Annotated in this window: 19 protein-coding genes; 15 read left to right on the forward strand and 4 right to left on the reverse strand. The window is 32.4% G+C overall.

Features of this window, described 5'->3' with window-relative positions; all coding sequences use genetic code 11:
- Positions 1 to 5 precede the first annotated feature (5 nt).
- From GMA11_RS07245 to GMA11_RS07275, 7 genes are all read left to right on the forward strand, one after another.
- Complete coding sequence (locus tag GMA11_RS07245; protein WP_163546499.1) at positions 6 to 617, forward strand: nicotinate-nucleotide adenylyltransferase; 612 nt, start codon at positions 6 to 8, stop codon at positions 615 to 617.
- Positions 607 to 1,179: a bis(5'-nucleosyl)-tetraphosphatase (symmetrical) YqeK gene (yqeK, locus tag GMA11_RS07250; protein WP_163546500.1), complete on the forward strand. Its 573-nt coding sequence runs from the start codon at positions 607 to 609 to the stop codon at positions 1,177 to 1,179. Before GMA11_RS07245 ends, yqeK begins: the two co-directional genes overlap by 11 nt.
- Before the next feature lie 12 nt (positions 1,180 to 1,191).
- Positions 1,192 to 1,551: a ribosome silencing factor gene (rsfS, locus tag GMA11_RS07255; RefSeq protein ID WP_163546501.1), complete on the forward strand. Its 360-nt coding sequence runs from the start codon at positions 1,192 to 1,194 to the stop codon at positions 1,549 to 1,551.
- Between the two features lie 2 nt (positions 1,552 to 1,553).
- Positions 1,554 to 2,273 (forward strand): class I SAM-dependent methyltransferase, encoded by a 720-nt coding sequence (locus GMA11_RS07260; RefSeq protein ID WP_163546502.1) that lies wholly within the window; start codon positions 1,554 to 1,556, stop codon positions 2,271 to 2,273.
- A 7-nt stretch (positions 2,274 to 2,280) separates the two neighbouring features.
- A complete protein-coding gene (locus GMA11_RS07265) occupies positions 2,281 to 2,961 on the forward strand; it encodes a vancomycin high temperature exclusion protein (RefSeq protein WP_163546503.1) in 681 nt (226 codons plus the stop codon).
- A 101-nt stretch (positions 2,962 to 3,062) separates the two neighbouring features.
- Entirely contained in the window at positions 3,063 to 6,629 is a 3,567-nt protein-coding gene (locus GMA11_RS07270) for a polysaccharide lyase family 8 super-sandwich domain-containing protein (protein WP_163546504.1), read from the forward strand.
- Between the two features lie 19 nt (positions 6,630 to 6,648).
- On the forward strand, positions 6,649 to 7,221 hold the full coding sequence (locus GMA11_RS07275) for a DNA-3-methyladenine glycosylase (RefSeq protein WP_240332488.1): 573 nt from the start codon (positions 6,649 to 6,651) through the stop codon (positions 7,219 to 7,221).
- A 111-nt stretch (positions 7,222 to 7,332) separates the two neighbouring features.
- Here the strand turns inward: GMA11_RS07275 and GMA11_RS07280 are convergent, their stop codons facing one another.
- From GMA11_RS07280 to GMA11_RS07295, 4 genes are read right to left on the reverse strand one after another with little or no spacing between them, the layout of a single operon-like run.
- Positions 7,333 to 7,962 (reverse strand): bifunctional 4-hydroxy-2-oxoglutarate aldolase/2-dehydro-3-deoxy-phosphogluconate aldolase, encoded by a 630-nt coding sequence (locus tag GMA11_RS07280; RefSeq protein ID WP_163546506.1) that lies wholly within the window; start codon positions 7,960 to 7,962, stop codon positions 7,333 to 7,335.
- A gap of 10 nt (positions 7,963 to 7,972) precedes the next feature.
- A complete protein-coding gene (locus GMA11_RS07285; RefSeq protein ID WP_163546507.1) occupies positions 7,973 to 8,974 on the reverse strand; it encodes a sugar kinase in 1,002 nt (333 codons plus the stop codon).
- 13 nt (positions 8,975 to 8,987) lie between these two features.
- Positions 8,988 to 9,629, reverse strand: a complete 642-nt coding sequence (locus tag GMA11_RS07290) for an RpiB/LacA/LacB family sugar-phosphate isomerase (RefSeq protein WP_163546508.1) — start codon at positions 9,627 to 9,629, stop codon at positions 8,988 to 8,990.
- A 20-nt stretch (positions 9,630 to 9,649) separates the two neighbouring features.
- Positions 9,650 to 10,465, reverse strand: coding sequence for a gluconate 5-dehydrogenase (locus GMA11_RS07295; protein WP_163546509.1), 816 nt, complete (start codon positions 10,463 to 10,465; stop codon positions 9,650 to 9,652).
- A gap of 290 nt (positions 10,466 to 10,755) precedes the next feature.
- Between GMA11_RS07295 and GMA11_RS07300 the strand changes: the two genes are divergently transcribed.
- The 8 genes from GMA11_RS07300 (at position 10,756) to GMA11_RS07335 (ending at position 18,483) form a co-directional block, all read left to right on the forward strand.
- Positions 10,756 to 11,184 carry a PTS sugar transporter subunit IIA gene (locus GMA11_RS07300; RefSeq protein WP_163546510.1) on the forward strand — a complete coding sequence of 143 codons (429 nt, stop codon included), beginning with the start codon at positions 10,756 to 10,758 and terminating at the stop codon, positions 11,182 to 11,184.
- A 14-nt stretch (positions 11,185 to 11,198) separates the two neighbouring features.
- Entirely contained in the window at positions 11,199 to 12,389 is a 1,191-nt protein-coding gene (locus GMA11_RS07305) for a glycoside hydrolase family 88 protein (RefSeq protein ID WP_163546511.1), read from the forward strand.
- Between the two features lie 12 nt (positions 12,390 to 12,401).
- The gene (locus tag GMA11_RS07310) at positions 12,402 to 12,890 is read left to right on the forward strand and encodes a PTS sugar transporter subunit IIB (protein WP_163546512.1); all 489 of its coding nucleotides are present in this window, start codon (positions 12,402 to 12,404) and stop codon (positions 12,888 to 12,890) included.
- A 22-nt stretch (positions 12,891 to 12,912) separates the two neighbouring features.
- A complete protein-coding gene (locus GMA11_RS07315; protein ID WP_163546513.1) occupies positions 12,913 to 13,686 on the forward strand; it encodes a PTS mannose/fructose/sorbose/N-acetylgalactosamine transporter subunit IIC in 774 nt (257 codons plus the stop codon).
- Positions 13,673 to 14,491: a PTS system mannose/fructose/sorbose family transporter subunit IID gene (locus GMA11_RS07320; RefSeq protein WP_163546514.1), complete on the forward strand. Its 819-nt coding sequence runs from the start codon at positions 13,673 to 13,675 to the stop codon at positions 14,489 to 14,491. Before GMA11_RS07315 ends, GMA11_RS07320 begins: the two co-directional genes overlap by 14 nt.
- A gap of 106 nt (positions 14,492 to 14,597) precedes the next feature.
- Entirely contained in the window at positions 14,598 to 16,499 is a 1,902-nt protein-coding gene (locus GMA11_RS07325) for an alginate lyase family protein (RefSeq protein WP_163546515.1), read from the forward strand.
- Between the two features lie 125 nt (positions 16,500 to 16,624).
- Positions 16,625 to 17,626, forward strand: a complete 1,002-nt coding sequence (locus GMA11_RS07330) for a LacI family DNA-binding transcriptional regulator (RefSeq protein ID WP_163546516.1) — start codon at positions 16,625 to 16,627, stop codon at positions 17,624 to 17,626.
- A 101-nt stretch (positions 17,627 to 17,727) separates the two neighbouring features.
- Entirely contained in the window at positions 17,728 to 18,483 is a 756-nt protein-coding gene (locus GMA11_RS07335) for a DUF6612 family protein (RefSeq protein ID WP_163546517.1), read from the forward strand.
- The last annotated feature ends 172 nt before the right edge of the window (positions 18,484 to 18,655 follow it).

Genomic DNA, 18,655 nt, shown 5'->3' on the forward strand with positions numbered 1-18,655 from the left:
TAACTATGGCAAATCAAGTAGAGCCACTGAAAATAGGCATATTAGGTGGAACATTTAATCCTATTCATGTGGGGCATTTGATGATGGCAGAGCAAGTAAGAGATTTTTTTTCGTTGGATAGATTTCTATTTATGCCAAGTGCAACACCTCCACATAAAAAAGAGAAAAAAACAATTGATAGCGTTCATCGTCAAGAAATGGTACGTTTAGCGATACAAAATCATCCTTGTTTTGATTTAGAAACCTATGAAATTGAAAATGGTGGTGTAAATTATACATATAATACAATACAAGCGTTAAAAGAAAAATATCCAAATGCTATATTTTATTTTGTGATAGGTGCTGATATGGTTGAAGATTTACCAAATTGGTATCGTATTGACGATTTGGTACAAGAAGTTCACTTTATAGGTATCAATAGAGTGAGTGCGTCTTTAGAAACACCGTATCCAATTTCTATTTTGAAATTACCTCTTATTGAGATTAGCTCAACAATGATTCGAAAACATGTGAACATGAAAAAGTCCATTACATACTATGTGCCTGAATCTGTTGAAAACTATATTATGAAACATAAATTATATGTAGAAAACGAGGAATTTATGCATGTTGAATGAACAAAAAAGACAAAGCATTTTAGAGGTATTAGAAACACAAATATCAAAAAAACGATACGAACATGTTTTAAGAGTAGAGAAAAAAGCGATTGAATTGGCTACCGCATACAATGTTGATGTTGAGAAATGTCAGTATGCAGCATTACTACATGATTACGCTAAAGAATGGAGTATGGAACAATATCAAGTGATATTAAATAAATATGCATTAGATATGACCATGTTAGATTACGGAAGTGAAATTTTACATGGGCCTGTGGCTGCGATGATTGCTAACGAACAGTTTCACATAAAAGATAAAGATATTTTAGATGCTATTTTTTACCATACGATTGGGCATGATGTCATGAGTGATGTTGCTAAAGTTTTGTTTGTTGCAGATTATATTGAGGATGGACGAACATTTCATGGTGTTGTAGAAGCACGTGTGTTAGCAAGACAAAGTTTAGATAGTGCCATTGTGTATAAGCTACAGCAAACTATTATGTTTTTGGCACAAAAGAAAGTATCTATTTTTCCAGATACGATAAAAGCGTATAATACATGGATAAGTAAATTTTAAGGAGAAAAAAGATTGAAATATACAAGTGAACAAATATTAGAAAAAGTAATTTTAATAACTGATGATAAATTAGCACAGGATACTGTAGCATTAGACGTAAGAGGACTGACACCTATTGCTGATTTTTTTGTAATTACACAAGGTAAAAATGAAAAACATGTTGACGCCATTGTCCAAGCTGTTTTAGAAGAAGCCCATAAACAAGGTATGGATGTGAAAAATATTGAAGGACGAGATACAGGGAAGTGGACATTAATTGATTTAAATGATGTGATTGTACATGTCTTTTATCCAAGTGAGCGTGAGCATTATCAATTAGAAAAATTATGGCATGATGCTCCTTTATATGATATTGCTAAATGGGTAAACTAAGTATGGCATATAATAAATTTGCTGCTGTCTATGATAAACTAATGGATAAAAGTATGTACCAACAATGGTTTGATTATGTCAACCTTATTGGGAAACCCAATGATACCATATTGGAATTAGCTTGTGGAACAGGAGATTTAGCTGTATTGCTTTGTAAAACGTACAATGTGTATGCAAGTGACCTTTCAGAAGATATGCTTGCCTTAGCTAGTCAAAAAGTAGCGAGTATTCCTTTGTTTCAAATGGATATGTGTCAAATTGATGTGGATAGAACATTTCGTATCATTACTTGTTTTGCAGATTCGCTTTGCTATTTAAAAGATGAAAAATCTGTTAAAAGAGCTTTTCAAGAAGCATATCGTGTATTAGAAGTAGGTGGATACTATTTGTTTGATGTACATTCAACTTGGCAAATGGAAGAAGGGTATCGTGATTATGTGTACCAATATTGTGATGAAGATACGGTCTTTTTGTGGCAATCCTTTCCAGGAGAGTTTCCATATAGTGTAGAGCATGATATAACGTGTTGTCAAAAAATATATGATAATGAATGGTATGAACGTTTTGATGAGTTCCATAAAGAAAGAACATACCCATTAGATAGTTATATAGCATGGCTAAAAGAGGCAGGATTTCATACGATACACGTAACAGCAAACTTTGGACAATCAAATATAACAGAAACAACACCAAGATGGTTTTTCTGTTGTGAAAAAAAGTAGGCATGAGATGAAAAAACTAAGAAAATATGTAATGAGATTTATCTTGGTTGTTTTTTTATTAACAGTTATTATGAATATTTATGTGATATACAAAGGCAATACAAAAATTGTTGATAATCAAACAGCACAAGAATTTAAAGCGGATGCTATTGTTGTATTAGGTGCAGGGTTGCAAGACGGAGAACCCGGTTCTATTTTGCAAGACAGATTAAATACAGCTATTGAGCTATATAAAAAAGGTAAAACAAAAAAAATCATTATGAGTGGTGACCATAGTAGTGACTTCTATAATGAAGTATCTGCAATGAAATTATATGCGATGCAAAAAGGTGTGCCATCACAAGACATTTATTTAGATCATTATGGATTAAATACGTATGATAGTATGTACCGTGCTAAATACATATTTGGAGTCAAAAGTCTGATTGTTGTCACACAAAAATATCATTTATATCGTGCTTTACACATTGCAGAAAATTTAAATCTTGATGTAAAAGGTGTTGCGTCATCTTTAGAATGGTTTAATAGCAAACTTGAACAAGAAGTACGAGAGTATTTTGCTCGCGTAAAATCTATGTATAGTTTAATGATGCAAGAAAAATCAGAATTTATAACACCTGTCGTTGATTTAAATGGAAGTGGCGACGATACAAATGAACAAATAAATAACTTTAACGAATCGGAATAGATTCGTTTTTTATTTAAAACTATTTTACAATAAAATGAAAACGTGATATATTTATATAAACCGGTTTACTTTTGATTAAAACAACAAAAAGGAGTCTTTATATGATAACACGTCAAACGTTAAAAAAAGCAATATATGTTTTTTCAGCGTCTATGACTCTTTGTGCTGTGTTAGCTTATCACACAACACAAGTAGAGGGTGTAGAAACATTGCAAGCGGCACCAGTAACACAAGATAATTTATTGAAAAATGGTGATTTTTCAGAAACTATCTCAAATAATATGTGGACAGGAGGAACAGGTGCAAAAGATTGGAATGTTTGGGTAGATAGTAAATATAAAAATGCAACGTATACAATCGGGGTTGAAAATAATAATTTAAAAATTTCAAGTACAGATGAGTTTCGTGTTGCTGTTTATCAAGAAGTATCTATTGATCCAACTAAAAAATATCAATTAAGTTTTAAAGTGAAAACGACAAATAAAACAGGTGTTGCTAGAGCGCGTATTCAAGCAGGCACAGGTGATAGCAAGGTACTTACTGTTTCTGAAAACACATCAGGTACAACAGATTGGAAAGATGTGACAGTTGATTTTATGCCACCGGCAAATGTTGATAAAGCTAAAGTAGAATTATTTTATGAACCAGGTACCGGAGAAGTTTTATTCTCAAATCTTGCGTTTAAAGAAGTTGTACCAGAAAAAGTAGTAGATACACCAGCAACATTAGAAGAAAAAGTATCAGTACCATTAAATAAAAAATATTTATTTAATGTAAAAGATTATCGTTATGTAACAGATAATGCGTCAGTTGTAGATGTTACAAATGGATTATTGATACCAAAACAAGAAGGAATTGCAAATATTAAAGTGTATCAAGACAATACTCTTTTAAAAACAATTCCTGTAACCGTTTCACCTAGTGTAGAAGATGATTATACGAAACGATTACAAGAATGGAATGATATTATTGCAGGAAATCAATTTTATGATCCAAGTAACGAACAAATGAAAGCGCTAAATGATGAGTTGGAAAAAAACGTTGAAAAAAGCATTGCTGATTTGTCGACAGAACCGAATCGTACGTTTTTATGGGCAAAACACGGTGATTATACAAAATCAGCTAATTTAACGGCGACTTATCGTAAACTTGAAGAAATGGCAAAACAAATTACGAATCCACATTCTAAATATTATCAAGATGGGCATCTAGTTCGTATTGTCAAAGAATCTTTAGATTGGCTAGATAAACATGTTTATAATGAGTCAAAAAGTATTGTCGGCAACTGGTGGGACTATGAAATTGGGACACCAAGAGCTATCAATAATACTCTTTCATTGATGAATGACTATTTTAGTGATGAGGAAATAAGACATTATACAGATGTGATTGAAAAATTTGTTCCAGATTCTAATTATTTTAGAAAAACAACAAATAATCCGTTTGAAGCTTTGGGTGGAAATCTTGTTGATATGGGTCGTGTAAAAATTATTGCAGGTCTGTTAAGAAAAGATGATGCTGAAATTAGCAGTACGAGTAAATCAATAGAAAAAGTATTCAGAATTGTAACAAGTGGCGAAGGCTTTTATCCAGATGGTTCTTACATTGATCATACCAATGTTGCTTATACAGGAGCATATGGAAGTGTGTTGATTGATGGATTATCACAATTATTGCCAATTATTCAAAAAACGAAGTCACCATTACCAACAGATAAAATGACAACGATGTATCAATGGATTGATCGTTCATTTGTGCCACTTATTGTGCATGGCGAGTTAATGGATTTGAGTAGAGGACGCTCTATTAGTCGTGAGAAAAGCAACGATCATGCTGCTGCAGTAGAAGTATTAAGAGGTATTCAACGTATTGCGAATATGTCTGATGAACCGACACGTAAACGTTTAGAAACAACGATTAAATCATTTGTTGTATCAGATACGTTTTATGATGTATTCCAGAATTTGAAAACATATCGTGATATCTCTTTGATGAATACTTTATTAAATCGTGCAGATGTTCCAACTGTTAAACCAGATAATGCTCTACATGCTTTTAACGCAATGGACAAAGTAGCGATGTATAATGCGGATAAAGATTTTGGTTTAGGTTTGTCTATGTTCTCAAGTCGTACGAAAAATTATGAGGGTATGAACAAAGAGAATCGTAAAGGGTGGTATTCAGGAGATGGAATGTTGTATTTATATAACAATGATTTAAGCCATTATAGTAATGACTATTGGGCAACAGTCAATCCGTATAGATTACCGGGAACAACAGAGTTAACAACAGCTCGTGACAATGATTCAGGTCAAGTAGTATTGCCATCGGCTTTTGTTGGTACAAGTAAATTAGACGAACAAAATGGTACGTCTGCTATGGACTTTACAAATTGGAATAATGCACTACAAGTTCATAAAGGATGGTTCATGTTAAAAGATAAGATAGTTGCTTTGGGTAGCCAAATTAAAAATCAATCAACTGATGAAGTTATTACGACTATCGAACAAAGAAAAGTGGATGCTAAAGTACCATACAAAGTGTATGTGAACGATAAAGAACAAGCTTTGACTGATGATGAAAAAGAATATAAAGAAACAGAAACCGTCTTTTTAGAATCAAGTGATACAAATCGTAATATTGGCTATGTCTTCTTCAAAAAAGCAGACTTGATGATGTTTCAAGCGTTACGTAAAGGAAAATGGAAAGATATCAATGATGCGCAATCAGATGAAGAAAAAGAAAATACATTTATCACAATGTATCAAAAACATGTCAAAGATAATGATGAATATGCGTACATGATTGTTCCAAATGTAGATCGTGACACATTTAAAAAACTTGTAGATGCAATGAAAAATAGTGTTTTACAAAATGATGACACTTTACAAGTTGTGTATGATCCAACACAAAATGTATGGGGAATTATTAAGTACGATGATGAACCATCTACGATTGATGGAAAATTCCAAGTATTAAAACGTGGTATTTATACCATTAAAAAAGAAGATTCAGATTATGCTGTTTCTTATTTAAATCCAGAAAAACAAGAAACAGATAAAAAAGAAAATGTGTTTAAAGTATTAGAAACAGATACGGAAAAACCAGAAGAGTCAAAACCAACACCTGATATGACGACAACGACATCTGTGACTTTACCAATAACGACACAAACTAGAAAATATGTATCACTAGGTGTACCATACGTTTTAGAAAAACATGCAGATAATCGTTTATTTAGCGTTGTGTTTAAAGATCGCGTAGATGCTGATATGCTTCATGTTGAAAAAGTAGCGAATCCTGTTATTGCAGAAAAACTAAAACCAAAACATGCAATGGTTTATGATATTTACTTAACAAAAAATGGACAAAAAGTAGAGATTAAAGATAATCGTATTGTGGCTATTGAATTATACAAAAACGAAAAAAATCCTGTGTTATATCATGTATTATCTAATGGTCAATTAGAAAAAATAGAAGCAAAAGTTGAGAATGGTAAACTTGTTTTTGAAACAAATCATTTTAGTCATTTTGTTTTAGCTGTAGATGCAGGCGTATCAAAATCATTGCCATATACAGGTACACAAGAAACGCATATCTTTACATATGTAGGTGCTTTATTTGGAGGAATGGCAATATTCGCATATAATAAAAGAAAAAGCGAATAAATGGTAAAGGAAATTTTTCATGTTTGACACATATTTTTCTCATCTTATGAAAACAGATACAATTGAAACAGCTAAAGCCTTATTAGGTATGGATTTGTTTTTAAATGGTAGAAAACTTGGAAGAATCGTTGAAACAGAAGCCTATTTAGGCACCATAGACAGTGCGTGTCATAGTTTTAATGGCAGACGTACACCCAAAAATGAAGCAATGTATTTACCTTATGGACATTGGTATGTGTATCATATACATCAATACGATATGCTAAACCTAGTGACAAAAAAAGAAAATATTGCAGAAGCTGTTCTCATTCGTGCTATTGAAGTATCAGAGGGGATTATTGCTAATGGTCCAGGAAAACTGACAAGATATGCACACATTACGAGAGATTTTAATGGGAAATTACTCGACAAATATTCTTTAACCGTAAAATATGGTGCTACACCAAAACGTATTCAAGCACGTGCGAGAATAGGTATCACTTGTCAAGATGAATGGCGTGATAAATTTCTGTGTTTTTATGTTGCTGGTAGTCCTCATGTGTCGAAGATGAAGAAAAAAGACATACAAGTAGATAATGATGTATGGATGTAAAACGATTTTTTGTTAAATTATGGCATTAAATCGTTGCAAGTAAAAAAGTCACACAACTTTTCACTGTGAAAAGTTGTGTGACTTTCTTTTTTATAGATTTATATTGTTATATTATACAAGATGACGATAATCTTGTGCTAATGCTGTGATTGCTTCAAAATCTTGTTTTGCAGCCAGTTTATTAAATTCTCCACCTATACCAATAGCATCTACACCTGCGTTCAGCCAATCAGTAGCGTTTTGCAAATTAACACCACCAGTAACCATAATTGATACTTGTGGAATTGGAGCTTTAATAGCAGAAACATAGGATGGTGAAATGGCATTTCCGGGGAATAATTTAATGATTTCACAGCCGCTTTCAAGTGCTGTTGTAATTTCTGTTAGTGTAAAGCATCCAGGAATATATAAAACATTATATAAATGACACATTAAAGCTGTTTCTTGATGAAATGATGGGGATACGATGTAACGAGCACCGGATAAAATGGCTAATCGTGCAGTGGTTGCATCTAATACTGTACCTGCACCAATGATAACGTCTGTGTCATGTTTGTATGTTTGATTTAATACTTTGATAATATCACTTGCTTCAGGGTTTGTATAAGCCACTTCAATGGCTTTAATACCACCTTTAATGCATGCGTTAGAAGCATTTATACCTTCAGCTGAGTTTTCTCCACGAATAACAGCAACAAGTTTTTGTTGTTTTAATTGAATAACTGTATCAGATTTGCTCATAATATTTCCCCTAACGTATAATATCTTTGTGTGTTGCTAAAATTTTTTCAATATCTGAAACGGATTTAGTCATGTTATCTCCATAAATGGTACATTTTAAACTTGCACTGGCAGCACCAAAATTTAAAGTATCTACTAGATTAGATTCCGTCACAAGTTTATAAATAGCACCTGAAACAAAAGCATCTCCGCTTCCGATACGGTCTAAAATAGTTGTTTTCATCGGTGTAGATTCTACAAATGTATCGCCCAATGCGTAGGCTTTGTAGATATGTTGTCCGTTTTCGTCAGTGGAACGTTGTGTATGAAAAATTGTTTTGAACTGGTAAATCTCTTTTAATTGTTGCATACGATCTTGTAACTGTGCGATACTAGCATTTTCTCTATCGAACATTGTTAAATCTTTTTCATTCATCATTAGTGGTTCAATACCAAAACAATAGTCGGCGTATTTTGCAAAAGTAGAGAATATTTTTTTAGCGTCTAATATACTAATAAGTTTTGTACGTAAATTTAAATCAATAGATATGGTAATACCTCTTTTTTTTGCTTCTTTTAAAATGAATAAAAGCGTTGTTCGAACGTTTTCGCCAAGAGCAATGGTAATACCACTAAAATGGAAGTGGGACACATCTTGAAGAAGAGTGTCTATATCCAGTATATCTGGTTTGATGTCGCAAATACTTGTATGTTTACGATCATAAAAGACTTCAGTTTGTCTACATCCAAATCCTGTTTCTGTGTAATATGTACCGATGCGATCGCCAATATAGCAAATGGCACTTGTGTCAATGGAACGTGTTTTTAAAAAATCTAAAAAGCGATTTCCTAAATCATGTTTAGGAAGTGCAGTTAATACTTTAGTAGGAAGACCTAGAGATTGTAGATTGCATGCCACGTTAATTTCTGAGCCACCATAATATAAAGTAGAAAGAGTACCATTTGATACACTTTGATAATCTATTGGTGTAATTCGAATGAGAGGTTCACCAAAAAATAGAACTTTTGTCATAGAAAAGACCTCTTTATTTTTCAAGAATTGTTTTTAAATAATCAGCAATTGCTTTATCTTGGCAATTTGCAAAGAAATATTCTTGGAATTTTTCTCCAGAAATTGTTTCTTTTAAAAATTCTTGATCGATTGTTTTTAGAATAGTTAATAAGTCAGTATGTGTGATTTCTTTTAATTCATTTAAAATACGTGCATTGCGTTGTTCAGGAATAGCACGTTCTTTAGGATAACCACCGCCTGATGTTTCTGCGAATAAACGTTCAAACATCAATTTAAGATTTAATTCAGCTCCCCAACCAAAGCCTTTTGCATAAGGAATAGATAGAGCGTTTCCTCCATTGATTTGTGAGAATAAGTATGCGTCTGTTGGTTCAGAAGCAAATCCACACACAACACCAGGGAAACTGTTTAAAGCTAACATAGCACCTACACCTGTTCCGCAGCCTGTTACAACGAAATCTGCTGCTTTACTATTTAATAAAATAGCTGCTAATAGACCGTTTTGAACGTATGTTAATTGACTTTCTCCTTCTTTTCCGTACATACCATAATTATAAAGCTCATATCCGTGTTTTGTGGTTGTTTCTTTTAACGCATCGTAAATAATGCTGTTTTTACTTGCTTGACTATTTTCATTGATTAAAGCTACTTTCATGTTTTCTTTCCTTTCGTATTTTATTCTGGCTGTTTTCCGATATAGGCTAAAATCCCACCGTCAACGTATAAAATGTGACCATTGACAAAATTACTTGCATCACTAGCTAGAAAAACAGCAGGTCCCATTAAATCTTGTGTTTCTCCCCAACGTGCAGCAGGTGTTTTAGCGATAATAAATTGATCAAATGGATGACGAGAACCATCAGCTTGGCGCTCTCTTAATGGTGCTGTTTGTGGAGTGGCAATGTAACCAGGTCCGATACCATTACATTGAATATTTGCATGACCATACTCAGATGCAATATTTTTTGTCAACATTTTTAAACCACCTTTTGCAGCAGCATAAGCACTAACTGTTTCACGACCTAACTCACTCATCATTGAGCAAATGTTAATAATTTTTCCATGTCCTTTTTTAATCATAGAAGGGATAACATTTTTAGCCAAAATAAATGGTGCGTTTAAGTCAATGTCAATTACTTTACGAAATTCTTCAGCACTCATATCACACATTGGTATACGTCTGATAATACCGGCGTTATTTACCAAAATATCAATAATGCCTACTTCTTGTTCAATTTTTTGTATCATGTGAGATACTCCGTCTTCATCTGTTACATCACAAATATATCCATGTGCAGTAATGCCTTCTTCTTTATAAGCAGCAGTACCTTTGTCCACAAGTTCTTGCGTAATATCGTTAAACACAATGGTTGCTCCTGCTTGTGCGTAGGCTTTTGCAATGGCGAATCCAATACCGTACGAAGCTCCTGTAATAAGAGCGATTTTTCCTTCTAATGAAAATTGTTGTATAGAAAATGTATTACAAGTCATATCATTATCTTCCTTTCATCAATTTTTTATGGTAAGTTTATTATAGATAGGTAAACCGGTTTTGTCAATGTGATAGAGCGTTTATCATGTAATGGAGTTGTATATAAAAGATTTTTTAATTATTTTATTTAGTTTTTATATGAAATGGATATAATATTGAAAGAATAATTTTGTTATAAAAAATGTAATCGCTAACTTTTTTTATTAAAAAGTATTGACAATAGTAAATCAATCCACTAAAATAACCTATATAAGTAAACCGGTAAACTAAAAAATAGAAAGGAGATCCAATGGTAAAAATTATAATGACAGGGCATGGACACTATGCAACTGGTATTTTAAGTTCATTACATTTGATTGCAGGGGTACAAGAAAACGTTGCAACTATTGATTTTGTAGAAGGTATGTCCAGTGAAGATGTCAAAGTAGCATTAAAAAATGCGATTGAAGGGGCAGATGATGTTTTAGTTCTTTGTGATTTATTAGGAGGAACACCATTTAATGTCGCTTCACAAATAATGTGTGAATATCCAGAAAAAACAATAAATGTTTTAACAGGATTGAATTTAGCGATGATTATGGAAGCTGTTTTTGCGCGTACAGAGGGTACTTTTGATGAGATTGTTTCTAAAGTTCTTTTAGCAGCACATACAGGTATTGTCGATGCGAAAACATTATTTAACACATCAGATGATACAGAAATTGAAGATGGGATCTAAAAGAGGAAATGGTAATGATAAAAAAAATGACACTGGAACCACTTCAAAATCCTAGTAGATTTTTAAGTGTAGATCTTTTAACAAAAGAAGAAATAAAAAAAGCAATAGACCATGTTGTAGAACAGCTACTTATAAACATAGAATATTTCAAGGAAGATTTTCCAACACCTGCTACAAAAGATAATTGCTATCCTATTATGGATAATACAGAATGGACAAATGGTTTTTGGACAGGCCAATTATGGTTGGCTTATGAATATAATAAAAATAATGTGTTTTATGATGTTGCACATAAAAATATGCTATCGTTTTTAAATCGTGTTAATCAACAGATTGAATTAGACCATCATGATTTAGGTTTCCTATATACACCGTCGTGTATGAGTGAATATAAATTAACCGGAGATTTACAAGCAAAAGAAGCATCATTAAAAGCAGCTGATAAACTGATTGAACGTTATCAAGAAAAAGACGGCTTTATACAAGCGTGGGGTGAACTTGGTAAAAAAGAGCATTATCGTTTAATTATTGACTGTTTATTAAATATTCAACTACTATTTTTTGCTTATGAAGAAACAGGGAATGAACGTTATTACGATATTGCAAAAAATCATTTTTATACTTCTGTTAATCATGTTATTAGAGATGATGCCTCATCATTCCATACATTTTATTTTGATCCAGAAACGCATATACCATTAAAAGGTGTTACACGACAAGGATATAGTGATGATTCTTGTTGGGCGAGAGGTCAGTCTTGGGGAGTTTACGGCATTCCGTTAACGTATCGTTTCTTAAAAGATGAGCAATGTTTCGATACATTTAAGAGCGTTACAAACTACTTCTTAAATCGTTTGCCGCAAGATTTTGTATCTTATTGGGACTTGATTTTTTCAGATGGTAGCGGACATGCAAGAGATTCTTCAGCAACAGCAATTAGTGTTTGTGGTATACATGAAATGTTGAAGTATTTACCTGAAGTAGATAGTGATAAACAATATTACAAATATGCAATGCATGCGATGTTACGTTCGTTAATTGAGAATTATGCAAATAAAGACATTTCTTCTGGAGGAGCAACATTGCTTCATGGTGTTTATTCTTGGCATTCTGGGAAAGGTGTTGATGAAGGAAACATCTGGGGAGATTACTATTATTTAGAAGCACTGATGCGTTTTTATAAAGACTGGGATGTCTATTGGTAGGAGGAAAAGAATATGGCACCAAATATTGTAATGACTAGAGTAGATGAACGTTTAATTCATGGACAAGGTCAATTATGGGTAAAATCACTAGGATGTAATACAGTGATTGTAGCAAATGATGAAACAAGTGAAGATAAAATACAACAAACATTGATGAAAACGGTTATTCCGGAATCTGTAGCGATGCGTTTTTTCTCACTTCAAAAAGTGATTGATGTAATACACAAAGCAAATCCTGCCCAAACAATTTTTATTGTTGTAAAAAGTTTGGAAGATTTACTTACTTTAGTACAAGGAGGTGTACCAATTACAGAAGCGAATATCGGAAATATTCATAACGCAAACGGAAAAGAGCAAGTAACACGTTCTATTTTCTTAGGTGCAAAAGACAAAGAAGCGATTAAAGAATTAAGTCAAAAATATCATGTCAAATTTAATACGCAAACAACACCTAGTGGAAATGACGGAGCAGCCGTTGTAGATATTTTAAACTATATTTAAGAAGCAAAGGAAGGGAAGTCTTATGACAATCAGTATATTTCAAGCCGTTTTAATCGGTTTATGGACAGCATTTTGTTTTAGTGGGATGCTTCTTGGAATCTATACAAATAGATGTATTATTTTATCATTTGGTGTAGGTATTATTTTAGGAGATGTTCCAACTGCTCTTGCAATGGGAGCTATTGGTGAATTAGCATATATGGGATTTGGTGTCGGTGCCGGAGGTACAGTACCACCTAATCCAATCGGTCCTGGTGTATTTGGTACATTGATGGCCATTACAAGTGCCGGTAAAGTAACACCAGAAGCAGCGCTTGCTTTATCAACACCAATCGCTGTGGCAATTCAATTTTTACAAACTTTCGCTTATACAATTCGTGCGGGTGCACCAGAAACAGCAATGAAACATTTAAAAAATCGTAATATTAAAGCATTTAGATGGACAATCAATGCAACGGTTTGGTTATTTGCTCTTATCGGTTTCTCATTAGGTTGCGTTGGTGCATTATCAATGGATACATTGTTACATTTAGTTGATTATATTCCACCTGTTTTATTATCAGGATTAACAGTTGCAGGTAAAATGCTTCCTGCTATTGGGTTTGCAATGATTTTATCAGTTATGGCTAAAAAAGAATTGATTCCATTTGTTTTATTAGGATATGTATGTGCTGCATACTTAAAAATTCCAACAATCGGTATTGCAATCGTCGGAACAATTTTTGCTTTAATTGAGTTTTATCATCACCCAGAAAAAGTGGTTGTGAAGGAGGAAGAAAAAGATGACTGGATATAATAAATTAGAGAAAAAAGATTATGTAAAAACATCTTTAAGAGCATTTTACTGTCAAAACGGATTTAATTACAGCAATTATCAAGGTTTAGGTTATGCGAATGTTTTATATCCTGCTTTGAAAAAATATTATGGTGACGATCAAGACGGTTTATACAAAGCTCTTGAAGAAAACTGTGAATTTTATAATACTAACCCTCATTTCTTACCATTTGTAACAAGTTTACATTTAGTTATGTTAGAAAAAAATAGACCAGTTGAAGAAACACGTAATATTAAAATGGCGCTAATGGGGCCTTTAGCAGGTATTGGAGATTCTTTATCTCAATTCTGTTTAGCTCCTCTATTTTCAACAATTGCTGCATCTTTTGCAACAGATGGATTGATTCTTGGACCAATTGTTTTCTTCGTGGCAATGAACCTTATTTTAACAACAATTAAATTATCAACTGGTTTATATGGTTATAAATTAGGAACAAAAATTATTGATAAATTAAGTGAACAAATGGGAACTATTTCAAAAATTGCTAATATCATTGGTGTAACAGTTATTTCTGGATTAGTTGCAACGTCTGTTAAAATTATGGTACCAATAACATTTGCTGCTGGTGAAGTGAATAAACAAGCAAATCAAAGTATTGTAAGTATTCAAGGTATGTTGGATAAAGTGGCACCAGCATTATTACCAGCTCTATTTACGGTTTTAGTTTACTATTTAATCAAAAAGAAAAAATGGACAACTTATAAACTTGTTATTTTAACAGTTATTATCGGTATTATCGGAAGCTGGTTACATATTTTATCATAAAAATGTCGTTTTATCGTGTTAGTCATGTGACTAACACGATAAATTGTCTAGTGTAAAAATGAAACTGAATAACTATTCAGTTTCTATTTTTGTTATAGGAGAAGTCATGGAAGTAGAAATAAAAAAATATTTTGCAACATTTGATAAAGAGTATTGTCGAACATATATTCAAACAGTTTGTGCAGATGAATATAAGCAAGTTAAAAGAAGAATAGATAGATTATTAGATAATCGTTTTATTTTTGATAGAACGTGGGATATGGAACCTTGTCTAGTTGAGCATCAGCTAATAAATATGGATTGGACGACTGTATATCATGATGATCCAGAATGGGCGTATATGTTAAATCGACACGAGTATTTATTAGATTTTCTTGTTGGATATTTAGTTGAGGAAAATCCTCTTTATATTGAGAAATTAAAATGGTATATTTTCCACTGGATAAATCATGTGACCGACTTCTTCCCAAACAGTGTAACAACGAGGACACTTGATACGGGTATTCGTTGTTTTTCTTGGTTAAAAATTATTTTGTTTTTAACAGAGTGGAAACTGTTAGATGAGCGTGAATTAACGATTTTGTGTCAATCGCTACAAAAACAAATTGACTTTTTAATGACATACTATCGTGAAAAGTATACATTAAGTAACTGGGGTGTTTTGCAAACGACTGCTATCATTGCTTGTTATCATTTTTTAGCAGATAAGCTAGAGATTGATGATGCGTATTTATTTGCAATAAAAGAGTTAGAAAAACAATTATGCACACAAGTTTTAGAAGACGGTACACAATTTGAGCAGTCTATTTTATATCATGTGGAAGTATATAAAGCGATATTTGAGTTAGTTGTTTTAGTTCCAGAAATGAAAGAGAGTATTGCTGCTATATTATCTAAAATGGCTCATTATATTCGTATGATGACGACATCAAGTGGGAAAACAGTAGCTTTTGGGGATAGCGATGAGCATGATACAGCAGATTTATTAAATGCTAGTGCTATTCTGTTAGAAGATTCGCAATTATTAGATAATCATGCACATTTAGAAATATATGGTGTAATGTTATTTGGTAAAAAAGGAATTGACTTGTTTAAAATATTAAAAGAAAACAATGTAGAAAATACAAGAGAGTCTGCTTTTTATAAAAACTCGGGACATGTTTGTATTAAAGAACAAGATAGTTATCTTTTCTTTAAAAATGGTCCAATAGGAAGTGCACATTCTCATAGTGATCAAAATAGTTTTTGTTTATATGTAGATAATTGTCCAATTTTTGTTGATTCTGGTCGATACACATATAAAGAAGAGGAAAGACGATATGACTTAAAAAGTGCATATAGTCACTCAACTTGTTTAGTTGATGGTATATCTCCAGATAATGTTGTAGGTTCTTGGGAATATGATGACTATCCTCAAACTTTGTATTGCGATTATCGTCATGAAGAGGCGTATCATTACATAGAGGGAGCATATCTTTCTCATCGTCATCATCATTTATGTGTACATAAGCGACATATTGTTGGTATAGGTAATAGTGCGTGGTTTGTGATTGATGAGGTGATTTGTGAAGGGGAGCATGGATTGAGCACACAGTTTATTTTAGATGATACAGCTGTTTTTCAACATAACACTGTGAATACATTAAATATTATGAGTAAGGTACCTTTTACAGTAGAACCTGCGATTATATCTAAACAATATAATACTATTGTGGATACGAAAAAATTAGTGAAGCACCAACCATTTACAAATCAGATAATTGATTATACTTTATTTGCTAAAGATACGGTATCTATTAGGAAAAAAGACGTTTATCAAAGTGACGGTACTTTATTAGAAAACGGACTTGCATTTGAAATAAAAGACAACAATAAGCATCTTCTTCTTATTTTAGTTGTTGAAGAAATTTATAAGGGAGAAAAATTAATCGTTGTTGATGATGTGAAAGTAAAAGGAAAGTGTAGTATTTATGATAAAAAAACAAATAAATTACATCGTCTGAAATAATAAGGAGTAAAAAGTCGTGAATATGGCATTATACGTAACATTTTTCTCATTAAAATCACGCTATTTAGCTATTTTTATAGGATAAATATGTTATAATATGAAGTGTTTTTAGAGGAGGAAATGTTTTGATGAAAAAACTTACCATTAAAGATATTGCAGAAATGGCACAAACGTCAAAAACAACAGTCTCTTTCTATTTAAATGGTAAATATGGGAAAATGTCACAAGAAACTAGGGAGAAAATTGAGCAAGTTATTCAAGAAACGAATTATAAACCCAGTATTGTGGCACAGAGTTTAAATTCAAAAACGACGAAGCTAATTGGCGTATTGATTGGCGATATTACAAATAGTTTTTCAAATCAAATAGTAAAAGGTATTGAGGATATTGCAAGTCAAAATGGGTACCAAGTCATCATCGGCAATAGTGATTATAATCAAGAAAACGAAGATAGCTATATAGAAAGCATGCTTTTATTAGGTGTGGATGGATTTATTATTCAGCCGACTTCTACATTTAGAAAATATTTACGTATTATTGAAGAGAAAAAGAAAAAAATGGTATTCTTTGATAGTCAATTATATGAGCATAGAACAAGTTGGGTAAAGACAAATAATTATGATGCTGTCTATGATGCAATTCAATCATGTATAACGAAAGGTTACGAAAATTTTGTGATTATTACTGCCGATACTAGTCGTATTAGCACACGTATTGAACGTGCAACAGGATTTATTGATGCGTTAAACGATGTCAATATTGGACATGATATACTGATTATTGAAGATAAGCAAACGGTTTCAGAAAACATTCGTGAATTTTTAAAAGAAATTTTTGCAAGAGAGAGACGTACACTTGTATTTGTACCGAATTGTTGGGCTTTACCGCTCGTATTTACTGTGATGAAAGAGTTAGATTATGATACATCTCGAATCGGACTGATTGGATTTGATAATACGGAATGGACAGATTTATCATCTCCACGTGTAACGACGATTGTTCAGCCAGCTTTTGAGGAAGGTCAGCAAGCAACAAAAATTTTAATTGATCAAATAGAAGGTAAATATCAAGAAGAAAAGCAACAAGTTTTAGACTGTGTCATTCATTGGAAAGAGTCTACAATTTAGTGATATAAAGAATGAATTGAAGAGTCTAAAAGAAGTATATAATTGAATTATATGAAAAATAAGCGTATGATACTCATGTAAAACGTAAATGGAGGTTTACCATGAAAAAAAGGATAATGCTTGTAGGTACACTTATGTTATTGGGTGCTTGTAATCAGCAACCACCAAAACCTATGACAGCAATTGAAGTGATTGAAAAACAAGAAGCAGCGGCTAAAGAAATAAAAAGTATGTCAATGGGAATGGATATGTCTATTGATATAAAACAAAGTGAAATGACTTTGCCGACTATCAAAACACATTTAAATTTAGATGTTATTGAAAACCCACCTGCTATGAAACTAGATATGGGTGGAGTCAATCAAATCGTAAATGGCCAAGTTTATTATGTAGATAATACGCTATACACGAATGTTTCTGGAACGTGGGTTAAAAAAGAAGGCACTATGGATGAGTTTGAAGAAATGAAAAAAAGTGCTCAAAGAACCAATACAATTCCGGCGGGTATAAAAGAGAAGTTTGAAGTAAAAGAAACGATGGATAATTATGTTTTAACCCTTCAACTAAAAGATAAAGAAGACTTTGATAACTTAATCAATAGTATACCAACATCAGCAGAAGCGATAGAGAATTTTAAACAAGCTGGTGCGACATTTGAAAGTGGAGAAGTAACTTATGAAGTGGATAAAAAATCGTTCTATATCGAAAAAATGGATATGATACTTTCTATGGTGACAGAAGATACTACTGCACAAAAAATATCTGTTAAAATCACGATACACGCTGATCTTAAAGGTATCAACAATGTAAATAAAATAGAAGTACCACAAGAAGCAAAAAATGCAAAAGAATCATAATGTAAAAGAGCAAGCCAAATTCGGTTTGCTCTTTTATTATAAAATGGCTCTATGTCAAATAAGGTTGATGACTCATAAAAGGTAGTGATGTAACAAATGTTATGTCACTATCTTTTTATTTTAAGTCACAAAGTGATGTACGGCTCACCGACATGTACACGATACATTTCTC

Origin of the sequence: Granulicatella sp. zg-ZJ, from assembly GCF_010892355.1 — a bacterium.
Classification (GTDB): Bacteria; Bacillota; Bacilli; order Lactobacillales; family Aerococcaceae; genus WM01.